At 58.7% G+C, this 20,773-nt stretch carries 22 protein-coding genes; 11 read left to right on the plus strand and 11 right to left on the minus strand.

Annotated features, from left to right (window positions below):
* Positions 1–11 precede the first annotated feature (11 nt).
* From GOV91_RS06095 to deoC, 3 genes are read right to left on the minus strand one after another with little or no spacing between them, the layout of a single operon-like run.
* Entirely contained in the window at positions 12–821 is an 810-nt protein-coding gene (locus GOV91_RS06095; RefSeq protein ID WP_171234817.1) for an SDR family oxidoreductase, read from the minus strand.
* 23 nt (positions 822–844) lie between these two features.
* The gene (locus GOV91_RS06100; RefSeq protein WP_171234818.1) at positions 845–3,178 is read right to left on the minus strand and encodes an aldehyde dehydrogenase family protein; all 2,334 of its coding nucleotides are present in this window, start codon (positions 3,176–3,178) and stop codon (positions 845–847) included.
* A 10-nt stretch (positions 3,179–3,188) separates the two neighbouring features.
* Positions 3,189–4,187, minus strand: coding sequence for a deoxyribose-phosphate aldolase (gene deoC / locus GOV91_RS06105; protein ID WP_171234819.1), 999 nt, complete (start codon positions 4,185–4,187; stop codon positions 3,189–3,191).
* Between the two features lie 200 nt (positions 4,188–4,387).
* Between deoC and GOV91_RS06110 the strand changes: the two genes are divergently transcribed.
* The 6 genes from GOV91_RS06110 to GOV91_RS06135 all read left to right on the plus strand — a co-directional run bounded on the left by GOV91_RS06110 (position 4,388) and on the right by GOV91_RS06135 (position 11,695).
* Entirely contained in the window at positions 4,388–5,341 is a 954-nt protein-coding gene (locus GOV91_RS06110; protein ID WP_171234820.1) for a metal ABC transporter solute-binding protein, Zn/Mn family, read from the plus strand.
* Positions 5,342–5,344: 3 nt separating this feature from the next.
* Positions 5,345–6,148, plus strand: coding sequence for a metal ABC transporter ATP-binding protein (locus GOV91_RS06115; RefSeq protein ID WP_171234821.1), 804 nt, complete (start codon positions 5,345–5,347; stop codon positions 6,146–6,148).
* Between the two features lie 3 nt (positions 6,149–6,151).
* Entirely contained in the window at positions 6,152–7,357 is a 1,206-nt protein-coding gene (locus GOV91_RS06120) for a metal ABC transporter permease (RefSeq protein WP_171178155.1), read from the plus strand.
* A complete protein-coding gene (locus tag GOV91_RS06125) occupies positions 7,354–8,283 on the plus strand; it encodes a metal ABC transporter permease (RefSeq protein WP_171234822.1) in 930 nt (309 codons plus the stop codon). The genes GOV91_RS06120 and GOV91_RS06125 overlap by 4 nt, the downstream gene beginning before the upstream one ends.
* 262 nt (positions 8,284–8,545) lie before the next feature.
* Entirely contained in the window at positions 8,546–10,408 is a 1,863-nt protein-coding gene (gene mutL, locus GOV91_RS06130) for a DNA mismatch repair endonuclease MutL (protein ID WP_171234823.1), read from the plus strand.
* Positions 10,409–10,465: 57 nt separating this feature from the next.
* Positions 10,466–11,695, plus strand: coding sequence for a DNA recombination protein RmuC (locus tag GOV91_RS06135; RefSeq protein WP_171234824.1), 1,230 nt, complete (start codon positions 10,466–10,468; stop codon positions 11,693–11,695).
* Between the two features lie 3 nt (positions 11,696–11,698).
* Here the strand turns inward: GOV91_RS06135 and GOV91_RS06140 are convergent, their stop codons facing one another.
* Genes GOV91_RS06140 through GOV91_RS06150 form a run of 3 tightly spaced genes read right to left on the minus strand, consistent with a single transcriptional unit; the run spans position 11,699 to position 13,466 of the window.
* Positions 11,699–12,103 (minus strand): hypothetical protein, encoded by a 405-nt coding sequence (locus GOV91_RS06140; RefSeq protein ID WP_171178147.1) that lies wholly within the window; start codon positions 12,101–12,103, stop codon positions 11,699–11,701.
* A 46-nt stretch (positions 12,104–12,149) separates the two neighbouring features.
* The gene (locus GOV91_RS06145; RefSeq protein WP_171234825.1) at positions 12,150–12,800 is read right to left on the minus strand and encodes a ChrR family anti-sigma-E factor; all 651 of its coding nucleotides are present in this window, start codon (positions 12,798–12,800) and stop codon (positions 12,150–12,152) included.
* A 9-nt stretch (positions 12,801–12,809) separates the two neighbouring features.
* Positions 12,810–13,466, minus strand: a complete 657-nt coding sequence (locus GOV91_RS06150) for a sigma-70 family RNA polymerase sigma factor (RefSeq protein WP_171234826.1) — start codon at positions 13,464–13,466, stop codon at positions 12,810–12,812.
* Positions 13,467–13,612: 146 nt separating this feature from the next.
* Between GOV91_RS06150 and GOV91_RS06155 the strand changes: the two genes are divergently transcribed.
* From GOV91_RS06155 to GOV91_RS06170, 4 genes are all read left to right on the plus strand, one after another.
* Positions 13,613–14,386 carry a DUF1365 domain-containing protein gene (locus tag GOV91_RS06155; RefSeq protein WP_171178143.1) on the plus strand — a complete coding sequence of 258 codons (774 nt, stop codon included), beginning with the start codon at positions 13,613–13,615 and terminating at the stop codon, positions 14,384–14,386.
* 85 nt (positions 14,387–14,471) lie between these two features.
* Positions 14,472–14,789 carry a DUF3775 domain-containing protein gene (locus GOV91_RS06160; protein ID WP_171178141.1) on the plus strand — a complete coding sequence of 106 codons (318 nt, stop codon included), beginning with the start codon at positions 14,472–14,474 and terminating at the stop codon, positions 14,787–14,789.
* 239 nt (positions 14,790–15,028) lie between these two features.
* Positions 15,029–15,256, plus strand: a complete 228-nt coding sequence (locus tag GOV91_RS06165) for a DUF1127 domain-containing protein (protein WP_171178139.1) — start codon at positions 15,029–15,031, stop codon at positions 15,254–15,256.
* A gap of 57 nt (positions 15,257–15,313) precedes the next feature.
* Positions 15,314–15,517: a DUF1127 domain-containing protein gene (locus GOV91_RS06170; protein WP_171178137.1), complete on the plus strand. Its 204-nt coding sequence runs from the start codon at positions 15,314–15,316 to the stop codon at positions 15,515–15,517.
* Positions 15,518–15,601: 84 nt separating this feature from the next.
* Here the strand turns inward: GOV91_RS06170 and GOV91_RS06175 are convergent, their stop codons facing one another.
* The 4 genes from GOV91_RS06175 to GOV91_RS06190 are packed head-to-tail and all read right to left on the minus strand — an operon-like array spanning position 15,602 to position 19,101.
* Positions 15,602–16,744 carry a saccharopine dehydrogenase family protein gene (locus tag GOV91_RS06175; RefSeq protein ID WP_171234827.1) on the minus strand — a complete coding sequence of 381 codons (1,143 nt, stop codon included), beginning with the start codon at positions 16,742–16,744 and terminating at the stop codon, positions 15,602–15,604.
* A 3-nt stretch (positions 16,745–16,747) separates the two neighbouring features.
* Positions 16,748–17,803 carry a saccharopine dehydrogenase gene (locus tag GOV91_RS06180; protein ID WP_171234828.1) on the minus strand — a complete coding sequence of 352 codons (1,056 nt, stop codon included), beginning with the start codon at positions 17,801–17,803 and terminating at the stop codon, positions 16,748–16,750.
* Between the two features lie 14 nt (positions 17,804–17,817).
* The gene (locus tag GOV91_RS06185) at positions 17,818–18,432 is read right to left on the minus strand and encodes a glutathione S-transferase family protein (RefSeq protein WP_171234829.1); all 615 of its coding nucleotides are present in this window, start codon (positions 18,430–18,432) and stop codon (positions 17,818–17,820) included.
* 18 nt (positions 18,433–18,450) lie between these two features.
* A complete protein-coding gene (locus tag GOV91_RS06190) occupies positions 18,451–19,101 on the minus strand; it encodes a histidine phosphatase family protein (RefSeq protein ID WP_171234830.1) in 651 nt (216 codons plus the stop codon).
* A 134-nt stretch (positions 19,102–19,235) separates the two neighbouring features.
* Here GOV91_RS06190 and GOV91_RS06195 point away from each other — a divergent pair, with 134 nt between their 5' ends.
* The gene (locus GOV91_RS06195) at positions 19,236–20,426 is read left to right on the plus strand and encodes a Zn-dependent hydrolase (RefSeq protein ID WP_171234831.1); all 1,191 of its coding nucleotides are present in this window, start codon (positions 19,236–19,238) and stop codon (positions 20,424–20,426) included.
* 42 nt (positions 20,427–20,468) lie between these two features.
* Here the strand turns inward: GOV91_RS06195 and GOV91_RS22555 are convergent.
* On the minus strand, positions 20,469–20,773 hold a 305-nt coding region (locus tag GOV91_RS22555; protein ID WP_217352017.1), incomplete at its 5' end, for a hypothetical protein.

Here is a 20,773-nt window from a genome sequence, read left to right on the forward strand (position 1 = left end):
GTGGGCGCGTCTCACCCCTTTTTCATGCTGCGCAGCATCTCACCCATCATCTGTCCGAACTTACCCGAGCCGCGTTGATACAGCGCGCCGTCGACGGCCAATACAGTACCGCTGATATAGCTGGCCAGATCCGAGCTGAGGAACAGGCAGGCATTGGCCACGTCCTGCGGCTGACCCCAGCGGCCCAACGGTACATCGCGGCGCAGCGCTTCACCGGCATCCGGGGTAGGGGCCAGGCGTTTTGCGCCTTCGGTGCCTTCGATGAACCCCGGCACGACCGAGTTCACGCGGATCCCTTCAACACCCCATTCCATCGACAGCGTCCGGGTGATCTGATCAACCCCTGCCTTCGCGGCACAGACATGAGCTTGACCCTCATAAGGCAGGTAAGATTGCGGAGCCGAGATGTTGATGATGCTGGCACCGGGGCGTTTCAAGAAAGGATACGCCCCTTTCATCACGTGGATCGTGCCCATCAGGTCAATGTCGATCACGGTCTTGAAGGCGTTGACCGACATCTCGGATGCCAGCGCCGGGAAGTTTCCTGCCGCGCCAGAAACCAGCACGTCGAAATCACCATAGGCGTCGTGAAACTGTTTCAGACCAGCGGCCACAGCATCCGGATCACGTACGTCAAAGGCCGCCCCGATGGCGTCCTGTGCGCCTGCGGCTTTCAGCGCGGCCACGGTGTCGTCCACCTTTTCCTGTGAACGGCTGGCGACGGCCAGTTTGGCACCCGAGGCCGCAAAAGCCTCGGCAATACCACGATTGATACCGCTGGTTCCGCCAATGACGATGACGGTTTTTCCTGAAAAATCCATTTAGGCCTCCCGTGGCGGGAGCCCTACTCGCCGTAGGGCACCCAGATGTTTTTCACTTCGGTTGCAGCCTGTAGGAAGCGGCGGGAATGGTCCACGCTCCAGTCAAATGCCGTCGCGTTATTAACCCAGGTCCGTTTCAGGTTACCGGCCGAGACTGTCTCGATCTCTTTCGAAAGGTCAGTGGACGAGAAGGACCAGACCGCGTCCACGTTCAGATGCGAGGCTAGAGGTTTCGCCAGTTCCGCGTGGCTGCCTGTCAAGATGTTGACCACGCCTGCGGGGACGTCCGAGGTCTCCAGAATCTGGTAGAAATCCGTTGCTGCCAGCGGGTAGGGCTCGGATGCCGCCAGAACCACCCGGTTGCCCATAGCAATCGCAGGCGCCATCGCCGAGATCAGACCCAACAGAGGCGCTTCGTCCGCGCAGAGCGCACCGATGACGCCCACGGGTTCCTTCATGGCAATAGCCACGCCCCGGATCGGAACGCCATGCACCTGACCGTCATATTTGTCGGCCCAGGCAGCTGCGGTGAACAGGCGTTGGATCGAGGTTTCGACCTCTTTCGCGCCATCCTTCTTGCCGGTCATGGCGTCGATGCGCGCGGCGAATTCACTCGCACGGGCCGAGAGGTTCTCGCCGATGTAATACAGAATCTGTGCCCGCAGATGGCCGGTGGTCTTGGACCAACCTATGGCACCCGCTGCGGCCTCAACGGCGTTGCGCACGTCTTTGCGGTTGGCCAGACCCACGTGGCCCAGCAGGCCGGACTTGCCCCAGACGGGTTTGGAATACCCACCATCGGGCCGCGCCTGCTTGCCGCCGACATACATCTTGGCAGTGCGGTCAATCGGATCGACCGGGGACCCTTCGCCCATTGACGCTTCGACCTTCGCAAGAGGTTTGGCCTTATCCTTGGGTTTGGTGTAAGCCGTCAGACCTTCCCAGCCGCCTTCGCGGCCAAAGCCACTTTCGCGCACGCCGCCGAAGCCTGCGGCGGCATCGAACAGGTTGGTGGCATTCACCCAAACCACGCCTGCAACCAGCTTGGGCGCGATGTCCAGCGCAAGGTTCACATTCTCAGTCCAGACTGTCGCGGCCAGCCCGTAACGGGTGTTGTTGGCCAGTTCGACCGCTTCAGCCGGGGTGCGGAAGGTCGAGGAGACCAGAACCGGGCCGAAGATTTCCTCCTGCATCAGCGGGTCGGATGTCTCGAGCCCCGAGATCAGCGTCGGCGGGTAGTAGCAGCCATTTGCGGGCAGTTCACAGGCGGCCTGATGCACGTGACCCGCCGTATTGCTTTCGACCATGCCCTTGATGGTCTGCAACTGAACCGGATCCACAACCGCGCCCACGTCGATGCATTTGTCCAGCGGATCACCCACCCGCAACCCATCCATCCGCGCGCGTAGCTTCTCGTGGAACCGGTCGGCGATACCTTCCTGCACCAGCAGGCGGGACCCCGCGCAGCAAACCTGACCCTGATTGAACCAGATCGCATCGACCAGACCCTCGATAGCGCTGTCGATATCGGCGTCATCGAAGACGATGTAGGCAGATTTACCGCCCAGCTCTAACGTCAGTTCCTTGCCTGAGCCAGCCGTTGCCTCTCGGATGCGCCGTCCAACGACGGTCGAGCCAGTGAAGGCGATTTTGTCCACGTCGGCGTTCACGATCATCTCGCCCACCGCGCCATCGCCGGTCACGATGTTCACGACACCTTTCGGCAGCCCGGCTTGCGAGCAGATGTCGGCAAACAACAACGCAGTCAGCGAGGTGTACTCGGCCGGTTTCAGAACCACCGTATTCCCCATCGCCAGCGCAGGCGCGATTTTCCAGGCCAGCATCAGCAGTGGGAAATTCCAGGGGATGATCTGACCACAAACGCCCAAAGCCTGCGCATCAGGCAACTCGCTCTCCATCAGTTGCGCCATGCCTGCGTGATAGTAGAAATGCCTCTGCGCCAGAGGGATGTCGATGTCGCGCGATTCACGGATCGGCTTGCCGTTGTCCATACTTTCCAGCACCGCAAACAGGCGCGCGTGTTTCTGCAATAGCCGCGCAATGGCATAGAGGTATCGCGCACGCCCTGCGCCACCCAGCTTTTCCCATTTCGGTTGAGCCTTGCGGGCAGCGGCTACGGCGGCGTCCACATCGGCCTGTTTCGCCTGTGTCAGCTTAGCCAACACCTCGCCAGTTGCCGGATTGCGGCTGTCGAAGCCTTTTCCCGGTTTGGTGAAGCCGCCATCGATATAGTGACCGAACTTGTCACCTTGATCGACCAGCCACGCCAATGCTTCGGCAGCGCTTTCAGGGGCAGGGCCGTATTCCATGGTCTCGAAGATTTCTTTGACTGTCATAGTTCTTTCCTCAGCCCATGGAGTGACGGTAGCCAGCCGAGTAGGACCCGGTGGCAAAATGTTCCAACTGCCGCTCGATGTCGCCCAGCAGTGACGACGCACCAAAGCGGAACAGGTCGGGCTCCAACCAGCGGTCGCCCAGCTCATCCTTGATCAGCGACAGGTAAACCAGCGCGTCTTTGGCTTTCGAAATGCCACCGGCAGGCTTGTACCCAACGCGATACCCGGTGCGATCATAGAAATCCCGAATGGCGCGGATCATGACCAGCGATACGGGCAGGGTGGCGTTGACGCTTTCCTTGCCGGTTGAGGTCTTGATGAAATCCGCCCCGGCCATCATGCAGACCAGCGAGGCGCGGGCGACGTTACGCAGGCTGCCCAACTCTCCGGTCGCCAGAATGGCTTTGACATGGGCATCGCCGCAGGCCACGCGGAAGGCCTTCATCTCGTCATACAGCGCCTGCCAATCACCCGACAGCACGTGGCGGCGTGAGATGACGATGTCGATCTCTTCCGCTCCGGCTTTCACGCTTTCCTCAATCTCGGCCACGCGCAGGTGGAAGGGCGACAAACCAGCGGGAAATCCGGTTGATACGGCGGCCACTGGAATGCCTGTGCCTTTCAGGGCATCCAAGGCAGTCTCGATCATGTCATGATAGACGCAGACGGCACCTGTCGTGATCGGCGGCATATCCATTGCCTGTAACAGCGATGACGACACAGGCTGGCGCGCCTTCGCACAAAGGCGGCGTACGCGGCCTACGGTGTCGTCGCCTGACAGTGTGGTCAGGTCGATCATGGTAACCGCCTTGAGCAGCCACGCCGCCTGATAATCCTTCTTGACCGAACGCCGCCCGGGCAGGGTTGCCGCCCGACGTTCAATCGCGGAAGTGTTGGCCTGAACTGCGCGGACCCAATCCAGATCCAGTTCCATACCAGGATTCCGAGGTTCGGTCACTTGTGGCAGATGCGCGTTGCGCACGGGGCTTTCTGAGCTCTGCGTATCCATAGTCACGTCCTTTGGGAGGTTTGCGACAAATTCGCACGGCAGACCGGGGAATGGAAGGTGCTGCATGTAATTGAACGGCAATTTTTTGACCATTTGGACAAAAAGAGAAGGCTTTCTTGCGAATAATTCGCATTAACGTTGACTTAGTTGCGAATGGTTCTCATATTCAGTCTCAACAGGACGCAAAACTGAGGTCGAAGATGATTCGTCGGAGTTTTCTCGCAGCGTTGGCGCTGACCTTCTCGATGCCAATCGCCGCTTGGGCTGAAGCGCCACTCAAAGTGGTCGCGACAACAGGCATGATCGCGGATGCAGCGCGCCAGGTGGGCGGTGATCAGGTTGAGGTCACAGGTTTGATGGGGCCGGGCGTTGACCCTCATGCCTATCGACAGACCCGCAGCGACATCGTTGCCATGACCCGCGCTGACCTGATCCTTTGGCACGGTCTGTATCTCGAAGCGCAAATGGAAGATTTCTTCCACGATCTCGAACGCAAACGCTCTGTAGTCGCGGTTGCCGAGGGGGTCGATAAGTCCAAACTGCGTGCTCATGATGATTACGCCGACAAATACGACCCACATGTGTGGATGTCGCCCGTGCTTTGGCGCGAAGTTGTGCTAGAGGTTCAGGATGCCTTGACCGACGTTCGTCCCGAAGCGGCAGGCGTGTTTGCAGCCAATGCACAGGCGCATCTTGCCGATATTGACCGTTTGGCGGCTTATGCCGAGAATGTCCTGTCTTCGGTGCCCGAGAACAGCAGAGTTCTGCTTACCGCCCACGACGCATTTGGCTATTTCGGTCAAAGCTATGGGTTCGAGGTTCTGGGCATTCAGGGCATTTCGACCCAGTCCGAGGCGGGTTTGAACCGGATCAGCGAATTGGTTGACTTGCTTGTTGATCGCCAAATAACGGCTGTTTTTGTCGAAAGTTCGGTTTCGGATCGCTCAATTCGCGCGTTGATCGAAGGGGCTGCGGCCAAGGGGCACAAAGTAACGATCGGTGGTGAGCTTTTTTCGGATGCGATGGGCGCAAAAGGCACCTATGAGGGTACCTATATCGGGATGCTGGATCACAACATCACAGTCATTGGAAGTGCGTTGAACGGCGACGCCCCCGGTCGAGGCATGGACGGCAAACTGTCTGCGGGGTTTTGAACAATGCTGGGTCTGGTCAGCAATGATGGTGTGACGCTTGAGGATAGCGGGCTGGGTGAAAGCCCGCTAGCGGTGCGTGGCCTGACCGTTTCTTACGGCCAAAAGCCTGCTGTGTTTTCGGTTGATATGACAGTGCAGCCTGGTGCCATGACCGCCATCATTGGCCCAAACGGTGCGGGCAAGTCCACGCTTCTCAAGGCGGCTTTGGGAATCGTCAATCCCCTGTCCGGTCAGGTGACGGTGTTTGGACAGCCGCTGGAGGCGCAGCGCGCGCGTATTGCCTATGTCCCCCAACGGGCCAGTGTGGATTGGGATTTCCCAACACGCGTGATCGACGTTGTGCTGATGGGGCTGTCGCGCGAGCTTGGGCTTCTGGGGCGCGTACGTGCCCGTCACAAAGCCTGCGCGATGGATTGCCTGAATCGCGTCGGGATGCGGGACTTCGCGGATCGTCAGATCGGCCAGTTGTCCGGGGGCCAGCAGCAGCGCGTGTTTCTGGCTCGTGCTTTGGCGCAAGGCGCGGATCTGTACTTGCTGGATGAACCTTTCGCTGGGGTGGATGCCGCCACCGAGAAGGCCATTATCGCGGTGCTGAAATCTCTGAAAGAGGCGGGTAAGACGGTAGTCGTGGTGCATCACGATCTGGCGACAGTGACCGATTATTTCGACCACGTTTTCCTGATCAATACCCGCAAAGTGGCCGAAGGGCCGGTGTCCGAAGCTTTCACTGCAGAAACGTTGCAAGCGGCCTATGGCGGGCGTTTGGCAACTGCGCAGATCGATCAGATATCGCGCGCGCTGGGATAACACATGATTTGGGACGCTCTGACCCTGCAGCTTGGCTATAACGCCACGCTGGTCGCCATTGGTGCGACGTTGCTGGGTGTTTCGGCCGGAGTGACAGGAACGTTCCTGTTTCTGCGTAAACGCGCGTTGGTCAGCGACGCCATCAGCCACGCGACATTGCCGGGCGTCTGTCTGGCCTTCATGGTCTTGGTCGCGCTGGGCGGGGATGGGCGTAACCTGCTGGGCTTGCTTGCGGGGTCTGCAATTTCGGCCTGGGTTGGGCTTCTTTGCATGAACTGGCTGACACGGCGCACCCGACTTGCTGAAGATGCAGCAATCGGCGCGGTTCTGTCTGTCTTTTTTGGCTTTGGGATCGTTTTACTGACGATCATTCAAACCATGGGCGTTGGGCGTCAAGCGGGGTTGGAGGGTTTCCTGTTGGGTTCGACCGCCGGAATGCTGTGGGCGGATGCGATGATCATCGCCATCGGTGGCTCGGCTACGCTACTGCTGGTTCTGATCCTACGCCGTCCCATGACTCTTGTCGCCTTTGACCCGGAATATGCTGCCGCCCGTGGCTTGCCGATCCATCGCATCGACCTTGCGATGATGGGGCTGGTCATGGCTGTCACAGTGGTCGGTCTGAAAATTGTGGGCTTGATCCTGATTGTGGCCTTGCTGATCATTCCGGCGGTTACGGCGCGGTTCTGGTCAGAGCGTTCCGAGCACGTTGTCCTGCTTGCCGGGCTTGCCGGAGGTCTGGCGGGTTACATCGGTGCTGCTATTTCCGCTTCTGCCCCCAACTTGCCGACGGGACCTATCATCGTTCTGGTCAGCTTTGCCTTTTTCGTCCTGTCCCTGTTCTGCGCCCCAAAGCGCGGGGTGCTGGCGGCGGTGTTGCGGCATCTGCGCTTCCAGCGCCGGGTGCATATCCGCCAGGGTCTGTTGGCGCTGGCGCAGGGGCAGAAAATTTATGAACCTCTTACGCTGCGTTTGTTGCGCCGTGCGGGGTTGGTCCGGCCAGACGGGGTTGCCACGGACTCTGGCAAGGCGCGGGCGGCCAAGGCGCTGCGCGATGAAAAACGCTGGGAAATCGTCCGCGCGGATCAGGCGCATGAGGCGACGGCTGCGCTCTATGACGGGCTACGGGATATCGAAACGGTCCTGACGCATGACCAGATCGCTGAAATCGACCGTCAAATCGGCGGGCCGCAAGGAGTGCCGGTATGAGTGGCGAGGAGTTTGTCCCACTGTCGTTGACGCCGCTGCTGATCGGCACATTTGCAGCCATTGCCTGTGCCTTGCCCGGCAACTTTCTGGTGCTGCGCAAACAGGCGCTGATTGGGGACGCGATCAGCCATGTGGTGCTGCCGGGTATCGTGGTGGCGTTCCTGGTGACCGGGGCGATATCGACATGGCCAATGATGCTGGGCGCTGCTGGGGCGGCGATTGTGGCCGTGGTTCTGATCGAAGCCATTCGCCGACTGGGTCAGATCGAACCCGGTGCCGCCATGGGTGTTGTCTTTACCACGATGTTTGCAGCGGGTGTTTTGCTACTTGAGCAAACAGACACCTCTACCGTGCATCTGGACGTAGAACATGCGCTTTACGGCAATCTCGAAAGCCTGATCTGGCTGGACGCAACCGGTTGGGGATCATTGCTGGATGTCGAAGCTCTTGCGGGCCTGCCACCTGAACTGCCTCGGATTGCTCTGACTCTGGTGGGTGTGTCTGTGTTCACTTGGCTGTTCTGGCGGCCGTTGAAAATCTCGACTTTCGATGAAGGCTTTGCGCGCACGATCGGTATTCGCACGGGTGCCCTTGGCATGGCATTGGTCATAACAGCGGCCATCGCGGCGGTGGCTGCATTTGATGCGGTGGGATCGATCATCGTGATCGCCATGTTCATCTGCCCTCCGGCGGCGGCACGGATGCTGACAAACCGGCTTGAGGCACAGATTGCCTGGAGCATTGTGTTCGCCACGGCCTCGGCAGTGTCGGGCTATGTATTGGCGGGATACGGCCCCTTGTGGTTGGGCGGGTCGGATGCAGTCAGCGCGGCTGGCATGATTGCCACGATGTCTGGTCTGATACTTGCCGCAGCCGCCATGTTCGGACCGTGCCGCGCGCATATCGGGGCGCACACATCTGCGTGACCCGGCACGTTCCCGCCGCACCTTCCCATGCGTCATCGGCCAAACTCTGCCCAGATGCCCAAAAGATGAATCTTAAGCAGATTATTGGGCAGGCCCATGTTACACGCAGCCCATTCATTAGCTGACTCACACCACTCACTTGGTGCGTCCGGGTGGACCCGAAACCCAAACCGTTCAGGGCCACCCGGACACCTTTTCTCTGATCAGAAAACCTGTGCAAAGCTGTGGCAGAATCGTGCGCGGCTGTGCTAGGTCTAGGGGTATGGCGCAGGCAAACCCCAATATCGGCGAAGATCGCCTGGTGATCCGACAACTGGATGACGCTGCAATCAACAGGATTGCTGCTGGTGAGGTGGTGGAACGTCCGGCCTCTGCCGTGAAGGAACTGGTCGAGAACGCAATCGATGCAGGGGCCACGCGGATTGCCATCGATATTGCGGACGGAGGCAAGACCCTGATCCGAGTCACGGATGACGGGTGCGGTATTTCGGCAGGTGATCTGCCACTGGCGTTGTCCCGCCATGCCACGTCAAAGATTGATGGTTCGGACCTGCTGAACATCCATACCTTTGGGTTTCGGGGAGAGGCGCTGCCTTCTTTGGGTGCGGTCGGGCGTCTGACCATTACCAGCCGCGTTCCGGGTGCGGATGCGGCGCAGATCAACGTTGCGGGCGGCAAGATGGGCGCGGTCAAACCCGCGGCCTTGCGCGCAGGCACAGTCGTCGAGCTGCGCGATCTGTTCTTTGCCACGCCTGCACGGCTGAAGTTCATGCGCACCGACCGGGCCGAGGCGCAGGCCATTGCAGATACGGTGAAACGGCTGGCCATGGCTGAGCCATCCGTGACCTTCACCCTACGTGATGTGTCCGGTGGCGGCGAGGGTCGTGTGACCTTCCGAGCGGATCGCGAGAACGGAGATCTGTTTGACGCGCTCCACGCCCGTCTGGCCCGCGTGATCGGGCGCGAGTTTGCCGAGAATGCGCTGCAAATCGACGCCACGCGTGAGGGCATCCGGCTTTTTGGCTATGCTGCTTTGCCGACCTATTCGCGAGGTGCTGCGGTGGCGCAGTATCTTTTCGTCAATGGTCGGCCTGTGCGTGACAAGATGTTGACCGGCGCATTGCGGGCCGCTTATTTCGATTTTCTTAGCCGGGATCGGCATCCGGCGGCGGCTTTGTTCATCGACTGTGATCCGACGCTGGTTGACGTGAACGTTCATCCCGCCAAATCCGAGGTGCGGTTCCGCGACCCCGGCGTTGCGCGGGGCTTGATTGTGTCCAGCCTGCGCCATGCATTGGCTGAGGCCGGGCATCGGGCGTCCTCGACCGTGGCCAATGCGACCTTGGGCGCGATGCGGCCCGAACCTGCGCAATCTGCCACAGCGCGGGTGTACCAGATGGATCGACCTTCGCCAGCAGCGCGACAGGCCGCTTACCGGGCGCAATCTCCGGGCTTTGCTGAACTGGCCCAGGACTACAGTGGCAGCATTGTCGAGCCTACTCCGGTTGCGCCGATTGCTGAGGCAGAAGAATCTCAACCACAGGATCTTCCCCTGGGGGCTGCGCGGGGACAGGTACACGAGAATTACATTATCACGCAAACAGCCGACGGTATGGTGATCGTGGATCAGCACGCTGCACATGAACGGCTGGTTTATGAAAAGCTGAAAACGCAGATGGCGGAAAACGGCGTTGCAGCGCAGGCACTTCTGATCCCGGAAATCGTGGAGCTGTCTGAAGGCGATTGTGCGCGCCTGATGGCCGTTGCTGAAAACTTGACGCGCTTTGGTCTGACCATCGAACCCTTCGGTGGCGGGGCCGTCGCTGTGCGTGAAACCCCTGCCATCTTGGGCGAGGTCAATGCCCGCGCGATGATCCTGGATATCCTTGATGAGTTGGCCGATCAGGGTGAAAGCCAGATGGTGCAGGCAAAGATCGAGGCGATCCTCAGCCGAGTGGCCTGCCACGGCTCTGTCCGCTCTGGTCGCCGTATGCGCGCCGAAGAGATGAACGCTTTGCTGCGCGAGATGGAGGCGACGCCGCATTCCGGTCAGTGCAACCACGGTCGCCCGACCTATGTGGAGCTGAAACTCAGCGATATCGAAAGGTTGTTCGGACGCAGTTGATCCGTCGTTCGGAACCAATTAAGAAGAACGAAACAAAACGAGAACAAAAAGACTGATATGATCCAGATTGCAGGCACCCAAATCCCAGTAGATGACCCGGTCTTTTTGACCGGTGGCGGGGTTGTCCTGCTGATCCTTTTGCTTTTGTTCCTGTCGCTGCGGGCAGCCAATCGCTCGGCCCGGATGGCGGAACCTCTGGCGCGGCAGATGGCGCATCTGGGACAGCATGTGCAGCAACTGGGGCAGGGGCAGGAGCAATTGCGCGGCGGTCTTCAGCATGTCTCGGACACGCAAGCCAATGCGCAAGTGCAGGTGATCCAAACAGTCGAGGCGCGCCTGTCCTCGGTTCAGCAGCAGATGAATGACCGGCTGGCGGACAACGCGATCAAGTCTGCACGCGCGCTGGCCGAAATGCAGGAGCGGATGAAAGAATCGCTGCATGGGTCATCGAAACAGACCGCGACATCCCTGACCCAATTGCAGGAACGTCTGGCCGCGATCGACAAAGCGCAGGACAATATCACCAAACTGTCCGGTGACGTTCTCAGCCTGCAGGATATCCTGTCGAACAAGCAGACGCGCGGGGCGTTTGGCGAAATCCAGCTGACAGACATTGTGTCAAAGGCACTGCCAAGGGACAGTTTCCAGTTGCAGGCCACCCTGTCGAATGGGCGTCGTGCGGACTGCCTGATCCATCTGCCGAACCCGCCCGGCCCCATCGTGATCGACAGCAAGTTCCCGCTGGAGGCGTATGAAGCATTGATCGGCGCGACTAATGACACTGAGCTGAAAGCGGCGCTGCAGATGTTCCGCAGCACGGTGCGTAAGCACATCAACGACATTGCCGAGAAATACATACTGGATGGTGAAACCGCTGATGGTGCGCTGATGTTCCTGCCGTCCGAGGCCGTTTATGCCGAGCTTCACGCAAAGTTCCCTGAGCTGGTTCAGGAAAGCTTCGGCAAGCGCGTCTGGATCGTTTCGCCGACCACCTGCATGGCGACGCTGAACACGATGCGCGCGATCCTGAAAGATGCCCGGATGCGCGAACAGGCAGGTGCGATCCGCAAAGAATTGGGACTGCTGCACAAGGATGTGGAGCGTCTGGGTGATCGTGTGACCAATCTGGATCGTCATTTTGGTCAGGCGGCCAAGGATATCTCGGAAATCAAGATCAGTGCGGAAAAAGCTGGCCGACGGGCGCAGCGTCTGGACAATTTCGATTTTGAAGAAATCGCACCTGATGCCGCGTCAGAGGTTGTGCCTTTGGCGCGTCACGAAGGTTGAGACTTACTGGATCGACAGGTCCAGGTTGTACCCGACGGTTTTGCCGGTATCTCGGTCATTTCCCATCAGATAAACACGGATCGTATAGTCTCCGTCCTCTGGCAGGTTGATCCGGGCGGTGTTGCCGTCAATCGACCCATTGTAAATCGCGACCCCATCACTGCCCGGGGGCAGGATGTTGAAATAGACCACGCCGTTTCCATTGGTGTCACTGACCTGAAGGTCGGCGAACATCTCCTGACCGGCTTTTGCGCCCAACACATAGTCGAAGTATTCGTCGCCAGTGACAGCCCCGCTGACCATGGTGCCATAATTGCCGGACTGAAATTGCACCTCTGAGGTCATCTGGGCTAACGCCGCAGGCGCGAAACCAAGCAGAAGGGCCGACAAAAGAAGTTTTCCTGTCATGTCTGTTTCCTTTCAAGCTTCGCTTTAGCCGGAAATCACCAGCAGGTCAGATGCGCAGGAAGGGCTGGAATAATCGCGGCATAAGCTTGTTGAATTTCAACGGTGCATCTGTGACTGCAAGACAAATGCAGTCTTCCGAGATATCCGCGACAGGTGTGTGTTCCAAATCCTCGTCAGCGATCTCAACGTCGCCGCGGGCAAAGTGATCCACCTCGTCCGAAAACGCGCCCTGCAATACCATAGTCAGTTCCATGCCCTGATGACCGTGATCCGGGACCGCAGCACCGGCCGGGATGAACAACAACCTTGCCGTGGCCTCTTTGGTGGTCGGCAGAATGGCCTGCTTCACGCCCATACCGATGGATTTCCAGCGGATGTCCGCGACAGTTCCGCCCACATAGTCCTGCAAGGGGGTAGGCAGCACGGCGCAGCCCGGTCGCGCGGGCTTGGGGCTCGGTGCGCCCTGCGCAATCAAGGCCATGGTCGCCGCGAGGGACGCATCAGACATGGCAACCGAGCCTGCCTGATCATCCAGAACCTGCCCGCCAACGGCGTCAAAGCTCTCGGCCCGTGCGCGGCAATGGTCACACAGGGAAAGATGGGTTGCGACCATAAGATCGAACGCCTCGGGCAGAGTTCCTGCGGCATATGCCATCAGCAGGTCATCTGTCAGGTGATGTTTAATCGACTTGCTCATCTTATCATCTCAGTTCATCGCGTGGCGCAAGCGGTCCAGCGCCAGCCTAATACGTGATTTGATCGTTCCCAGGGGCAACCCGGTCTGAGACGCAATTTCGCGGTGACTCAGGTCGCCGAAATACGCCTTCTCGATCAGCTCTCTCTGCGCTTCAGGCAACGCCAGCATGGCGGTGCGCAGCTGCGCGGTTTCCTGTTGCAGCGCGATTACGTCGTCCTGGTCAGGCTCGGCCTCGGGTCCCCATCCCAGTTCCTCGGGTTCGGGGCGGCGTTGCTTGCGCAGAACGTCGATGCGCTTGTTCCGAGCAATCGTGAAAACCCACGTGGCCACAGTGGCCCGTGTTGGATCGAACAGATGGGCCTTATGCCACAAGGTCGCCATCACCTCTTGCGCGCATTCTTCGGCCATGGTGGCATCAGACCCTGATTTCATCAGGAACGCCTTGATGCGTGGCGCGAAGTGTTGGAACAGCTCGGCAAAGGCCGACTGGTCCTGCGCCTCCCGGATGCGTTTGACGTGTTCCACCCACTCGGTTCTGGTGTCGCAACTTGCTTTCGTTCCGTTCACCTGTCTACCCTTGATGCGTTTCTTCCCGCGCCAAGGCTGAGGGGCGGCTGTGTCAGCCGCAGGTTCGTCCAAGGTCGCAGTATTGATCTCGGTAAACATAACCACATTACGGGCTGCGCCCCAAGCCGGATCACTTTATCGGGACATTTTGATCCAAAGCGCGCTATTTTCCGTAACACTACTATACAAATACGGCGGAAAACGATGCTGTTTTAAGCGGTTATGGGCAGGTCTGAAAACACACGATGGCAAAAGAAATTGATCATATCGCGGGCCACACCTATCACGGGCGCAAGGGCGGGATCGAAAACGCGTTTCGGTATTCGGTCGATTACATCCTGTTCGACCCCGAGGCCAAGTTGTCCACACCCCTGTTGTTTTCACGTGACCGCGCAAACCTCGCCAATTGGCGTACCCGTGATCATGGCGGGGCGCCCGGTCAGGGCGAAGGTGCCGCGTGGGTGCGTACCCGCTTTGACGAGATGGCCGTGCCGCAACCGGCGCGGATAATATTGCTGACCCAGCCACGGGTTCTGGGGCATGTCTTCAACCCCGTCAGCTTCTGGTTCTGCTTTGACGGCAACGACCAACTCTATACGGTGGTGGCCGAGGTGACGAACACCTTTGGGACGCGTCACAGTTATCTGTGCCACAAGCCAGACTTTGCATCCATCGAACCATCGGATCGGGTGGTGGCGGACAAGCTGATGCATGTTTCGCCATTCCAGAAGATCGAAGGCAGTTATACGTTTCGATTTGATTTCCGTCCTGACAGGGTTGGTGTTTGGATCGACTATACTCGACCCGACGGTGGGTTGATCGCCACCTTGACAGGACCCCGTCAGCCGCTAACCAATCGGGTGATCCTGTGGTCCTTGCTGCGGCGTCCGTTTGGGGCCCGGCGGACATTTACTCTGATTGTTTGGCAAGCGTTCAAACTGTGGCTTAAAAAGGCAACCTTTCGCCCGTTTCGATCCCAGCCTGTACCAGACCAGCCAATGTCGCGTGTGCGTGACTGACCCCCAGTTTGCGTAAGATCAAAGACTCAGGCCCCTGTCGATGATTGTGATGGTTTGACAACCGCGAACAACAGGAGCTGAAGACATGTTGGAAATTTCGGCAAGGAAAGTTGCCCAGGTGGCCATGATGGGCCGCGAACTGAACCGGGCCGAGGGCGAGCTGCGGGCGTTCATCGACCGCATGGGCGAAGACGAACAGGCCGAGCTGGTCGCCATCATGTGGATCGGCCGCGAAAGCTTTTTCGCCGAGGATTTGGCCGAAGCCATCGCCACCGCCAAGTCCGAAGCTTCGACCCCCTGTGCCGACTATCTGATTGGAACCCCACACTTGTCGGATCACTTGGAGAACGGGTTGGATGCTTTGGGCATTTCGGCTGAGGATATTGAGAACGACCTGATGTAGTTCGTTTTCCACACCAAATACGAGGATGGCGGTTTGGCCGCCATCTGGGCTTTATCTATTACTGAGATACACTTTGCTGGCGTAAATTGCGGACACGCCTCGGCATAACTCATCCTCCACGTGCTTTCTCTGACCCAGACTTAAACAAACCTTAATGATGCGCTTTGATAACGTTAAGGCGGCGTCCCCAAGTTTGATTTCACCAAGACAACGCAAATCAAGTTTAGGAGGACAAAGACATGGTACATACCCAAGCAGTAAACACCCAGAACGGCCTTCTTGATGGTCTGTTTTCGAAGTACGCCGACAAAAAGGTCGAGCACTTCCGTCGCCGAATTCTTGCAAAAACTGTGCGCGATCTTGAGAAGCTGGATGATCAACAACTTGCCGATATCGGTGTCCAGCGGGACCAGATCAATCGATGCGCGTACGAGAGTGTTTATCACAACAAACCCTACCGGCAATGATGGTGAAAAACCCCTGAGTTAAATCATCCCCAGTTCATTGTTAGTGAGGTTATCAATATGTTTGACGTTATCCCGCCCACCAATCAACCGGCCCCGGCTGCTAGTGCATTGCTGCTATTCGACCGTGCCATGCGCATCCGTGCCATCAGCCCGGACATTGTCCGGGCGGCCCAGCATCTGAACGCTTTGAGCGATCAACAATTGTCCGAGCTCGGCATCAATCGAAGCGACATCGAAGACACGATTGAGCGGTACATCTGAAAGCCCGAAAGGGAACGCAAGTCATGCTTAGCCAAGAACTATGAAAGCCATTCCAGCAAAACTGGGATGGCTTTCACTTTTCAATCAGGCCAAGTGATCAACGATCTGCAAATGTTGTGCCAGCGTATCGATCTCACTCATCCAATCCTGCACAAGTTTCGGATCGCTGGGCGCTGCGTGAACCCCTGCCGGGATTGCTCGGTTCAGGACCGCCTCGATTGCCAGTGAGACCGGGATCGACACCAGACGCGCCATGGCGGTGCCGCGCGCATCGCCCCAGGCATCCATGACATAGGTCTTGTTCCAGACCTCAATACCGTTCTTCTCGGCCTTTAGGCCAACGCACAGCACAACGCGGTCTGGTTCGCCCTCATCATAGGCGTTTTCGTCCCAGAACTGATCCGACATCTCTTTCAGGCGAGCGTCACCTTCGGGCCCGGAAAGAGTTTCGATCTCGGTGAACACATCCGACCACGCGTCGGCCCAGCCGTTCAGGCGCAGGGTGCCGCGGACGAATTCCTTGACCGGCCAGTGATCCTCGAAATGGTATTGCGCCATGAAGGGGATCGAGTCGCGGTTGGGGTAAACCTCGAAGCTCTCCGGTGTGGGCAGCGGCGCGATATAGCTGCTGATGGCATCCCATGGGCGTGCAACATCCAGCGGGGCATAGTCGCGGATCGACTTCGAGGGCGACCGCAGTGCCTTGAGCACGCCCAGAGGCGACCAGCTGAACTTGTAGCGGAACGGGTTGGGCGTTTTCGGGATCCCGCCGCAATAAGAAATAAAGCTCAGGTGGTTTTCAGGATCGAACACATCTGAGGCGCGATAGTCGTCGACCAACGCATGAGCCATCAGGTGGTCGATGCCCGGGTCCAGCCCGACTTCGTTTACCAGAATCACACCGGCCTCGCGCGCCTTGTCGTCCAGCGCACGCATCTCGGGCGCGATGTACGAAGATGAGACGAAGTTGGCCTGTTTCGAGATCGCCAATTCTGCCAGCGGAACATGCCAGTCGCCCGGCAGCATCGAGACGATCACATCGCCTTTGCCCAGCACCTTGGCAAGTGCTTCGATGTCGAACGCCCGGATATCGTCGGTCAGGTCGCCGACCTCGGCTTGGGCCTTTTCGATGGTTCGGTTCCAGACAGTGACCTTGTGCCCGCCCTCGATCAGGCGGCGCAGGCCGGGGATGGCCGACAGGCCGGTGCCACACCAGTGAATCGTCATCGTTCAGAGTCCTTCAATATGCGTTTTGTAGGTTGCTTCTGCCCGACCCCAGACGCCGCTGTCCAGATCGGTCAGTGTCAGCAGAGACGGCAGCAGTTGCGCGGCGTAGTCTTCCGAGCTTTCGACCGGCAGCATCGACGGCAGGTTGTCGATGGCCATGACGTCCATCACCGGATCATCGGCCACGCGCAGCACTGGGGCCTCCCATGTGGTTGCGCGGTCGTAGACCGGCACCGGATTGTAATCGCTGTCCGGGTCGCAGGCGACGTCGCCAATGGCAGTCAGCTTGCGTGATGCGGTCAGCGCCTCACGCGGAACAAAGACCGGCGTACCCGGCCGCGCGAAGATGCAATTCAGGAACAGGTCATGGTCCAGGATTTCCGAGAACGGCCCGCCGCTGGCGGTCTCGGCCATATCCCATTTGGTGACAGCGACACCCATTGCTTCGCACAGATCGGCAGCACCAGTGCCAACGCGGCCCAAGGCCCCGATGACAATGGCGCTTGGTCGTTTGGCCCCTGTGGCGTCCAGTTCGGCCAGCAAATCGGCATTAAGCTTGTCCTTACCGGCATAAACCCCAACAGGCGGACATTGGTCGCCCCGCTGCTGCGCGGCCCATGCTTTGAGCGTCACTGCCGCGCCCGCATAGCCGGCCCAATAGCCAAAGGCCGCAACCCGACGACCGTCTTCATCCACCAGATACTCAAGATCATACAGCGTGCCGCCCCCGGCCTTGAACCGTTCCAGCAAAGCGCGGCCGGAATGCTGGCCCTTGTAGGCATGTCCGAACATGATGTGGCGGTGGGGCAGGGGCGTGCCATCTTCAGGCAACTCTTTGAGGCCGAAAATGATCGCGTCCGCCGGAGCGTCAGGCCAGGAGTTTTCCGCAGCGATCTCGCAGCCAGCGTCCTTGTAGCCGTCGATTGGAATGGCGCGGACGTGGCTTTCCTCGACCGTCACGCGGATGCCAGCCGCGATCAACGCCGCGGCACCTTCGGGGGTCAGCCCAACCCGTTCCTCGTTCGGACGCTGTTCTGCCCGGACCCAGAGATGTGTCATCGTATTTCCTTTTGTCAGAGCATTCCGGCGGCATGTACCGCCTGAACTGAAGGCCGCGCCTCCATCGCCTCGCGGAAGGCGAGAATTTTGGGGAAGGCCTTGACATCGACGCCGTCGCCTTCCAGCCAGCTGCAAACCACATAAAGATAGGCATCTGCCAGCGAAAATGCCTCACCCAGAACAAACGGCCCACGCAGGCCGTTTGAACAGATGTATTCGCAGGATGCTGTCATGGTCTGTGGGACCTTATCCTTCATGTCTTTCCAGCTTGGCTTCTTGTCCGCCCATCGCGCTCCGCGCATCTTGTGCGCGTGGTTCACGTGCATGGTTGAAGCAAGATAGAACATCACCTCACGCATTCGCGCGGCCATGACCGGATCAGCGGGAACCAAGCCTGCGGCAGGTGCTTGGGCAGCGACATACTCCAGCAGCGCTCCGGTTTCGGTCAGGATACCGCCATCAACAACCAGCGCCGGCACCCGCCCCTTGGGGTTAATCTGCCTGTAAGCCGGTTTCGTCTGCTCGCCCCCGGCAAAGTCCAGTTTGATCGCCTCATACTCCAAGCCGGCCTCTTCCAGAGCAATCGCAACAGCGACCGAGATCGTTCGAGGGGCATAATAAAGCTGCATGGGGTATCTCCGATCTGGTTACAGGTGGGTCTGCGCGAACTGCCGGTCGGGTGCCTCAAGATGCGGAACGGCATTGAAAAGAACCGGGCTCAGTTGCGCCCCAATCGGATGCAGACGATGCATTGACGTGTTCATGATGGCAAGGGCCACACGTGCCATCGACGGGATGTCCAACCCCATCGCCTGCCGCACCACCATCGAGATCAACCCGCCCGAGGTGACAACAATGGCGGGTCCGCCTTCGGTTCCGATTTCACTCAGCGCATCACGAACACGCGTTTCGAACGCTTCGAAGGTTTCGGGTGCGTTCCTGATGTCGCCATTGGCCCAAGCGGCAAAGGTTTGGGGCAGATGTTCGACAAAACCCTCGCGGTCCGTGGGGATCGCAACCCCGTGCTGTTCTTCGAGCAGTTGTGCCAGGGTGAAATATTCAATCTCGTTCAATCGTGCATCACGGATCGGGTTAGACAGCCCCATGCTTTGGGCGGTTTCTGCATGGCGAGTCAGAGTGCCGCAATAAACGCGGGTATAGTGGCTGCGTGTGTCGCGCAGATGCGCGCCCAGCCAACGGGCTTGCTGATGCCCCAACTCGCTGAGCTTGTCATAGCTTACTTCGTCGCGCGCTGCGGTATTGGCCTGCCCGTGACGCACCAATGTGATATGTGACATGTCGGTCCCTCTTGCGCAGACGTCTTAGGGCAGGTTCTACCCCGGGACCAGAGGGGTTTCATGTGCGGTTGAAAAATTCCTGGCTGTGTTCCGGTTTGTGGCTATGGTCTGCCCAAGGAAAACTTGGAGGTGTCATGTCGGTCAATCACGAACGGTTCTTGGCGGATTTGCACAAGCTGCGTGAATTCGGGGCCTCGGGTGTAGGCAAGGGTGTGATCCGACCGGCCTATTCCCAAGCAGACATCCAAGCGCGCAAATGGCTTGCCGAACGCATTTCTGACGCGGGGCTGACACCGCATTTCGATCCGGTCGGAAACTTGTTTGGGTTGGCCGAAGGTCCGTCGCTGTTGATGGGATCGCATTCCGACAGTCAGCCCGAGGGCGGTTGGCTGGACGGAGCGCTTGGCGTCATTGCAGCACTGGAAATCGCGCGTTCAAGTGATCGGCCCATCTCGGTCGTCAGCTTTCAGGACGAAGAAGGTCGGTTCGGCGTGACCACAGGCTCAGCCGTATGGTCCGGTGGCCTGCCATTGGAACGGGCGGATGGGTTGACGGATGGCAGGGGTGTCAGTTTTGGTGCCGCGCGGTCCTCAATGTCCGAACTTTCTGGTGAATTTGTCGACCCGGTCCGGTTCAACGGATTTATCGAGATGCACATTGAACAGGGCCCATCCCTGGACGCGGCCAAAGATCAGATCGGTGTCGTCACCGATATTGTCGGCATCCGCGACATGTCGATCTCGTATGCGGGTCAGCAGAACCACGCAGGCACCACACCGATGCACCTGCGCCGCGACGCGTTTCAGGCGCTGTCCCTTTTCAACACGCGTCTCAATGAACGTTTCCGAAATGTGGTGACGCCTCAGACCGTCTGGACCATCGGACGTGTTGACGTGTACCCCAATGCCTCATCCATAGTTCCGGGTCGGGTTCGGTTTTCGATGCAATGGCGGGATGGCGATGCGGAGCGCCTCGTCCGGATGGAAGAGATCATTCGCGCGACAGCACAAGAGGTAGCCGATGAACAGGCGATGGCGCTGGAGTATGGCCCGATGCTGGGGCTTGAACCTGTGGCCATGGACAAGGCATTGCAGGATGCGTTGGAAGGTGGCGCGCAACAGGTTGCTCCGGGGAAATGGCGCCGGATGCCCTCGGGCGCGTTGCATGACGCAACAAACGTGTCGCGCCTAATGCCGGTTGCCATGCTGTTTGTGCCGTCGATCAACGGAATCAGTCACGATTTCGCTGAAGACACCGCCGAAAACGACCTGCTTGCGGGCCTGAGCGTGCTTGACGCCGCTGTTCAGTCACTTGGGGGACAATAGCAAAAAGTGAGGGTAAAATACTGTTTTTTCTGTTTCTTGCGGTCAAGTAGACTGAAACAATTCCGGCAGAAAACGTTTCGAGCCTCTGAGTTTCAAACAAGGCGTGTTGCTTAAGGGAAAAAAGTTTCCTATAGGAACATTTATGTGCATACATCCGTATGCAGAGCGTTCCCAGGAACGGTGCGTCGGGCGTAGGCTGTCTGGAATCGTTGCAATCCTCACTGCTTGTTGCAGACTGTTGGGATGCGCACCGACCCATAGGTAGGAAAAGGTATCCGCAATGACTTCACCGAAACGCACTCCCTTGTATTCGTTGCATGTTGAGTTGGGAGGTAAGTTGGTTGATT

Origin of the sequence: Ruegeria sp. HKCCA6837 (assembly GCF_013034475.1) — a bacterium.
Taxonomy (GTDB): Bacteria; Pseudomonadota; Alphaproteobacteria; order Rhodobacterales; family Rhodobacteraceae; genus Ruegeria.